General features: G+C 61.4%; 2 protein-coding genes and 1 pseudogene. 1 reads left to right on the top strand and 2 read right to left on the bottom strand.

Features of this window, described 5'->3' with window-relative positions:
• Positions 1 to 1,046: 1,046 nt before the first annotated feature.
• The gene (locus FHK92_RS15100; protein WP_181288768.1) at positions 1,047 to 1,418 is read left to right on the top strand and encodes a DUF6124 family protein; all 372 of its coding nucleotides are present in this window, start codon (positions 1,047 to 1,049) and stop codon (positions 1,416 to 1,418) included.
• A 342-nt stretch (positions 1,419 to 1,760) separates the two neighbouring features.
• On the opposite strand, the gene FHK92_RS15095 is transcribed toward FHK92_RS15100, so the two are convergent.
• Positions 1,761 to 2,099 carry a hypothetical protein gene (locus FHK92_RS15095; protein ID WP_014335964.1) on the bottom strand — a complete coding sequence of 113 codons (339 nt, stop codon included), beginning with the start codon at positions 2,097 to 2,099 and terminating at the stop codon, positions 1,761 to 1,763.
• A 183-nt stretch (positions 2,100 to 2,282) separates the two neighbouring features.
• Positions 2,283 to 7,303: pseudogene (locus tag FHK92_RS15090) on the bottom strand (LapA family giant adhesin); the annotation flags it as partial.

Raw genomic sequence — 7,303 nt, 5'->3', positions numbered from 1 at the left:
GCCGCGATGGGCCATCCATGGCCCTGCGCGGCTAACCCGGCATCCATGCCGGGTTGCCCACTCCAGCAATGCTGCGTTCGGCCATCGTGGTTAACGGGGCCCTCAGATCAAAAGCCAAGCCGAGGCGGCCTTAAAGCCGACCTGGCTCTCGGTGGGACTGTGTTTCCCTGTGGGAGCGAGCCTGCTCGCGAAGGCGATGGAACAGTCGATGATGATGTGGATGCGCTGGCCTCTTCGCGAGCAGGCTCGCTCCCACAGGGTTTGCGGCAAACGTGCATCGAGTGGCTGCTGAACATCCAAATGTGGGAGCGAGCTTGCTCGCGATAGCGGTGGCTCAGCCAAAATAAACACTGGCTGACACCCTGGCCCCTTGCTCTTGCTCTTGCTCTTGCTCTTGCTCTTGCTCTTGCTCTTGCTCTTGCTCTTGCTCTTGATCTTGCTCTGCTTTTGATCTTGCTCTGCTTCTGATCTTGATCTTGATCTCGACGCCCCGTTAAACCACGCTGGCCGAACGCAGGCGTTGCGCAGTGGGCATCCCGGCATGGATGCCGGGATAGCCGCGCAGGGCCATGGATGGCCCATCGCGGCGGGCCCACGGAGCAATGCCGGAGTGAGGGCACACCGAGCCTAGGCGAGGTGCCGAGTGGTGGGGCAAAGCGCTTTGGTTACTTTCGCGCTTTTCGAAAGTGACCCGCTGTAAGAGCGGAACCGCCAGCAGCCGTTACCGCAGAAACGGATATTCACCCCCTAAAAGCAAGGTCCTAGGAGATTTCCTTCAAGTTCTGGCGAAGTCGGTGAACTTGTCCGGCATCCGTCGAGTGGCTAGTCTGGGTTTGTCACCGAAAAAAACGGTGACACTGGCGTGCAAGCCGGTTAAAAGACGACGCACAAGCGCTTTATGGCGGTTGTGCGTGGGAGATTTCTTCGCGAGGAGAGGTCTGCCGGGGTTCCGTCTGCCCGGTCTTGCACACCTACGTACAACTGCCACCTCATTTGCGTGCAAGCGAAGGGTGTCGGTTCCACTTCTACAGATGGAGCTTCACGACATGTTCAAAGCAACTCCAAATCCGCCAGGAAGCCCTGGCAACGCCTCTGACAAACCGTCGAAATCCAAAAAATTCGACGAAGCCGCCGAACGCGTCCTCGACTACTACCTCAATCCCAAACCCGCCGATCAACCCTCAGACAAATCCCAAGGGGCCCAACTCTTCATGGTCGCCCCGGACATCGACACCGAAGCCCTCCTGGCCAATGCCTCCGAAGACTTGCTATCCATCAGTGCCATCGCCGCCAACCTGGCGGATGACGTCGACGGCTCGCGCCGCAGCGTGATCCTGGCGATCAGCCGCATGGCGGATGGGGTGCATTTGTTGGTGGAACGGGCGATGGATCGGCTTGAAGCTCAAGCGTCAGTCTGAAAGCCCGGTGGTAAATTGAAGACCGCTTTCGCGAGCAGGCTCGCTCCCACACTGGATCTGTGTTGAATCGAAATATCGAAATCAACACCCATCAACTGTGGGAGCGAGCCTGCTCGCGAAGGGGTCAGCCCAGACAACTCCAAACCCGTGGCGAGGGAGCTTGCTCCCGCTCGGCTGCACTGTAGGAGCTGCCGAGCGAAGCGAGGCTGCGATCTTTCCAAAGTCAGCAGAGTTGAAGCGAAAGATCAAAAGATCGCAGCCTTCGGCAGCTCCTACCAAAGGCCAGCGGGAGCAAGCTCCCTCGCCACAGGTGTTGTGTGCTGCCTGAAATGACGTGGGAGGCTAGATCAACCCCTTCTCATCATCATCAATCAACCGGCTCAACCCGCCCAGCGCTTCACGGGCCTGGTTGCGGTCCATCAGCTTGGCCTGGGCTGCAGGTGGCAGGTCGGTGACGCGGATGACGCCTTTGCTGGTCAGCACCTGGATCAAGTCATCGAGTACCCGGATCATCTCCAGGTCGCTTTGCTTGAGCTGCTTGAGGCTGTTTTCTACTGCTTGGTTGGCGAACCAGTCCTGGATTTCATGGTTGTCGGCCGGCAAGGTCTCGGTGGCCTCGGCGTAAGCGGTGGCTTCGACGCGCACCAGCAGGCCTTGTGCATCGCGTTGCACATAAAACATCGGGCATCCCTCATGTATGAAGCGGCGTCATGCTGGGCAGCATAGGCCAACCAGGGGGCCTTTGAACACTTATCCCGTGGCGAGGGAGCTTACTCCCGCTGGGCTGCTCGGCAGCCCTAAAAAACAGGGCCGCTTCGCGCCCCAGCGGGAGCAAGCTCCCTCGCCACAGGGTTTGTGTCAGCGTCAGCTGTTGTTGTGATCGATCTTGATGGTCGGATCACTGCCGGCGATGAGCGAGTTCAGGTTGATGTTCGACCAGTTGTTGCCTTCCAGCTTGATCGTCACGTCCGGCGCCGCTGCGCTGTTGGCCGTGTTGAACTGGCCGGTAGTGCTGACTTCCAAGGAGGACACGCCGTCGACCGTGGTGATCTTCAGGAAGTGGTCGATGGTGCTGCCGGTTTCGCCCTGCAACAGATCCCGCAGATCGATCCGGTCGCCGTCACCCACTTTGAAGTCCTTGATCACATCAGTGCCAGTGTCACCGGATTTCCAGACGAAGGTGTCGCCGCCCAGGCCGCCGATCAGGGTGTCGTTGCCCTTGCCGCCGATCAGGGTATCGGCACCGCTGCCACCGAGCAGGATGTCATTGCCCTTGCCACCGTCCAGCAGGTCGTTGCCGCCCTGGCCGAACAGGATGTCGTTGCCGTTGCCGCCCAGCAGGGTGTCGTTGCCGTCATGGGCACCGGACACATCGAACGCGGTGTAGTGCTCGGTGATGTACTGGTGCACGTTGCTGGTGGTGACTTTGCTGACGTCGACGCCGCTTTGCTGGGCCACGAACGACTGGATCGCCTGATAACCCTCGCCGGCGACACCATTGAAGCTCACCAGGTCGCCGAACAGGATGTCGTTGCCGTCGCCGCCATTGACCGTGTCGGCACCTGGCAACGTCGCTTCGGTGTGACCGATGATCGAGTTGGCCAGGTCCTTGGGGTCGATGTTGGTTTGCGGCTTGCCATCGGAATCGTACGGCTTGAGGTCGTCCAGGGTCACGCCGTTGTTCAGGCCGATGGCTTCAACGTTGCTCAAGCCTTTGAGCAGAGTGAAGCTGGCCGCTGAGCCGGTTGCTGCCGAGACGTCGCCCCACCCGCCGCCGTCCAGGGTGGAGAATTCGAACGTGCCGTTGCCCTCGGCATGCACCGTGCCGACGTAACTCTCATTCCAATTGTTCTTGCCGCTCTTTGTCGACAGGTACATGTCGCCATTTTCTTCGATGACGAATTTGTGTGTGCTGTCGATCGTCTGGGTGTAGTACTTGCCAACGGTGTAGTTGGCCGCGCTCAGGACGTCGTCGAGCTTGACGGTGCCGTACAACACTGGGTTCGTCACTTCGCCGGACTGGTAGCGCGTCGGCTCACCGTCGGTGATGAAGTACGTCAGGTTCTTGGCACCGGTATTACTCAGGGCTTGGGTGCTGTTGAAGAAGTTTGCGGTGGTCTTGAACACGTCTTCATAGTTGGTATTGCCGCCGGACACCATCGAGTCGAGCACGTTCTTGAGCAGCGTCAGCGCGTTCGGATCGTTGAGGTTGACCGCAACGTTCTTGTTGACCTGGTTATCGAAATCCGCCAGGAAAATGTTCACCGTCCCGGAGTTGCTGCCCAGGCTCTGCTTGAGGGTGTTGAACACTTGGGTCAACGAGTTCTTCGCGGCGGCGACGGACGAGTCGCTCATGCTGCCGGAGCTGTCAACCATGAAGGCGATGTTGTAATTGACGCCCGGCACCACGGTCAGCCCGCCGATGTCCGCGACCACGATGTCGTTGCCGTCGGTACCGGTGACGTTGTCGTTGCCGGAGGTGGCGGTGACAGCGTTATAGGTCGCCGGGTAAACGGTGACCGGGATCTGCGCGGTCGTCACCGCCGATCCGCCGAGGGATTCGGTGGAGGTCGACGTTACGGTCAGGTTGATCTGGCCGTTGTAGTAGGTCGGTGGCGTCAGGTTGAGACTGCCCAGGTTCCAGCCAGTCACCGAAGCCTCGCCGTTGGCACCCACGATCGCGGTGTGACCCGCACCGTCGCTCAGCACGCTGCCTTCGGGCATGCCGCCGATCTTCACGCTCAGGCTTTCGGAGCCGTCGGTGTCGGTCAGGGCAGTGGTGATCTTCGACAGGTTCACGCTGCCGCCTTCGGCGCCTTCGTTGAGCTTGAAGCCGTCGTAGTAGCCTTCGCCGTTGGTGCCGTGCAGGTCGGAGACGGACACGCCGGCATTCGCCAGGTCGGCCACCCCGGTGTAGAGCGGTACGCCGGCGTTGCTCAGGTCTACCGGCGTGCTGCCGTTGACCGACAGGTTCACATCATAGCTGCCCGGACCGGTCTGGTTGTGGTGGTAGATGTCCAGGGTGTAGTAGCCGCTGGCGGTCGGGGTGAACGAGCCGTTCAACTGGCCGCCCGCCCCCCAAGTGGTGGCTGCCGCGGTCTTGCCGCCGACGGTGACCAGCAGGCTGTCGTCGCCGGTACCGCTGAAGGTGTAGGTCTTGCCAGCTTCCAGGAAAATCAGCCCCGAGGTCTTCGACGCGGTGCCCGGATTGACGTTGCTGTCGTTCTGGACGTTGGTCACGTTGGTGCTGCTGTTCGGTGTGCCGGCGGCATCGATCACCGACTTGAGCGTGCCGGACGGCGCGCCGCTGCCATCGGTGCCCAGGCCCGACAGGCCGGTCCAGACTTCCTTGATCAGGCCAGTGGAGGTCACGTTGTTGCCGGCCACGTTGAGGGTCGGCGCATCGGCGGTCGGCGTGATGTCGATTTTCACGGTGCTGGTGTTGCCCAGCGTCTGGCCGTCGGTAGGCTGGAACTTGATTTGCGTGTAGTCAGCCTGCTGGTTGCCCACGCCGCTGCCACCGTAGCCATCGGTCCCGGACTCATTGGCATCTGGCGTGAAGCGCAGCTTGCCGGCATCGATATCAGCCTTGGTGAAGGTCTGGTTGTTGGCCACGTCCTTCCAGGTTGCACCGTCGAGGTACTGCAGCTTGCCATCGCCTGGCAGTCCGGTGATTTTCACGCCCTGGCTGGCGGCGGAGCTGTCGACGTCGCTGACGCCGAAGGTCGACCAGCCAAGCACCAGCGAAGTGTCTTCGGTGCCGGTCACCGAACCGCCGGTGGCAACCGGCGCATCGTTGACGCCGACCAAGTTCACCGTGGTCGTGGCGGTGTTGGAGTAGCTTGTGCCGTCGGTCACCGTCACGGTGATGACGCGCGGTACGGTGCTCGGGTCTTCGCTGTTGTTGATGAAGCTGATGTTCTTGATCTGCTGCATGTACTCGGCCAGCGTCGCATTGCCCGTCAACGTCAGGACGACTTTGCCGTCGGTGCTGTTGGCGTTGATGCTGATGCCGTTGACGCTGTTGCCCAGGTTCAGCGCGTCGCCAGGCTGACGGTTGGTCAGCACGATGGTGGCGCCGGTCAGCATGGTGCTGTCCGGGTCGGTGATCTTCAGGTCGGTGTCGGCGATGGACACGCCCGGGCCGGTGGTGCCTTCGGTAAAGGTCACTTGGTAGTCAGCGCCGGTCTTGCCGCTGGAATCGTTGGCATCCAGGTCAAGCGCAGGCGGCGCATCGTTGTCGATGATCGACGTGCTGACGCTGCCGTTCGTCCCGCTGACCGCCAGGTGCTCGAAGTTGCCGCCAGTGGCCGAGTCGATCTTGACCACGAAGTTTTCCGTGCCTTCGGTGATCTTGTCGTCCAAGGTTGCCACGTTGAAGTTGGCGCTGGTGGCGTTGGCCGGGATCTTCACGGTATAGACACCGGTAAAGTCCGAGCCGTCGGCGGCGGTACCGCTGTAGACGATCTTGACCGTCACTTCGGTTTGCGCCGGGTTCGTCAGGCTGACGGTATACGTGGCGGCCTGGCCTTCGGTGACGGAGGAGCTGCCGCTGATGCTGACAGTGGTGTTGTCCTGCGTGTCGGTAACGGCGGTCACCGCTGGCGTGGTGCTCGGCACCAACTGCTCGAAGTTGCCGCCCGTTGCTGTCTTGATCGTCGCCTCGACATTGCCGGCGTCCTTGTAGACGTCGTCTTTCGGCGCGTCGACGGTCACGGTGCCGGTCTTGGCGCCGGCGGCGATGTTGATGACGGCGCCGTTGCTCAGGGTGACGGTGACAGGCGAGCCGGCGGCGTTGGTCAGGGTGGCGGTGTAAGTGATCTGGCCGCCCTCGGCAACCGTGCCGGTGGCGCTCAGGCTCAGGTCGGTGGTGTCCTGGACGTCGGTCACCGCGGTGTCCGCAGGCTTGCCATCGATGTCCAGTTTTTCGTAGTTGCCACCCTGGGCGTCGTCGATCTTGACGCTCAGGTTGCTACCGCCAGCCAACGCATCGTTTGGCGTGGTGAAGTTCACCGAGCCAGAGCTTTCGCCGACCGGGATGGTGATGGACTGGCCATTGCTCAACGTCACCACGAGCGGAGTGCCGGTGACTGGGGCGTTCACCGAAGCGGTGTAAACCACCACGCCGCCTTCGCCAACAGTCGGCGTCGCGGTGAGCGCAACGGTGCTGGTGTCCAGCGTGTCGGTCACATCGGTAACGGCGGCTGCAGTGCTCGTCGTCAAGTGCTCGAAGTTACCGCCGGTAGCATTGTCGATGCTGACTTCAACCTTGCCGGCATCTTTATAGACGTCGTCTTTCGGCGCGTCGACCGTCACGGTGCCCGTGGTGGCGCCAGCTGCGATGTTGATGACGGCGCCGTTGCTCAGGGTGACGGTGACAGGCGAGCCGGCTGCATTGGTCAAGGTTGCGGTGTAAACAATCGAACCGCCTTCAGCCACGGTACCGGTGGCGGACAGGGTCAGGCCGGTTGCGTCAGTCGAGTCGGTGATCGTCGTGACCGCAGGCGTGGTGCTTGGCACCAGGTTTTCGAAGTTGCCGCCGGTCGTACCAGTGATCGTGGTGCTGACGGTGCTGCCGTTGTTGTAGACGTCGTTGGCAGGAGTATCGACAGCGACGGTGCCGGTCGTGGCGCCCGCAGCGATGTTGATCACGGCACCGTTGCTCAAGGTCACGGTGACCGGAGTCTGCGCTGGGTTGGTCAGCGTCGCGGTGTAAGTGATCTGGCCGCCTTCGGTGATGGTTTCGCTGGCAGACAAGGTCAGGCCAGTGGCATCAGGCGAATCGGTGATCGTCGTGACGGCTGGTGTTGTGCTCGGCACCAGGTTTTCGAAGTTGCCGCCGGAGGTACCGGTGATCGTGGTGCTGACGGTGCTGCCGTTGTTGT

The sequence above is a fragment of the Pseudomonas brassicacearum subsp. neoaurantiaca genome, from assembly GCF_013608025.1.
Taxonomy (GTDB): Bacteria; Pseudomonadota; Gammaproteobacteria; order Pseudomonadales; family Pseudomonadaceae; genus Aquipseudomonas.
The sequence above is the reverse complement of the archived record's forward strand: the minus strand, read 5'-3'. Positions and strand labels throughout refer to the sequence as shown.

Coding starts and splice junctions, on each gene's coding strand:
- FHK92_RS15100 (WP_181288768.1), top strand. CDS start 1,047: ATGTTCAAAGCAACTCCAAATCCGCCAGGAAGCCCTGGCAACGCCTCT.
- FHK92_RS15095 (WP_014335964.1), bottom strand. CDS start 2,099: ATGTTTTATGTGCAACGCGATGCACAAGGCCTGCTGGTGCGCGTCGAA.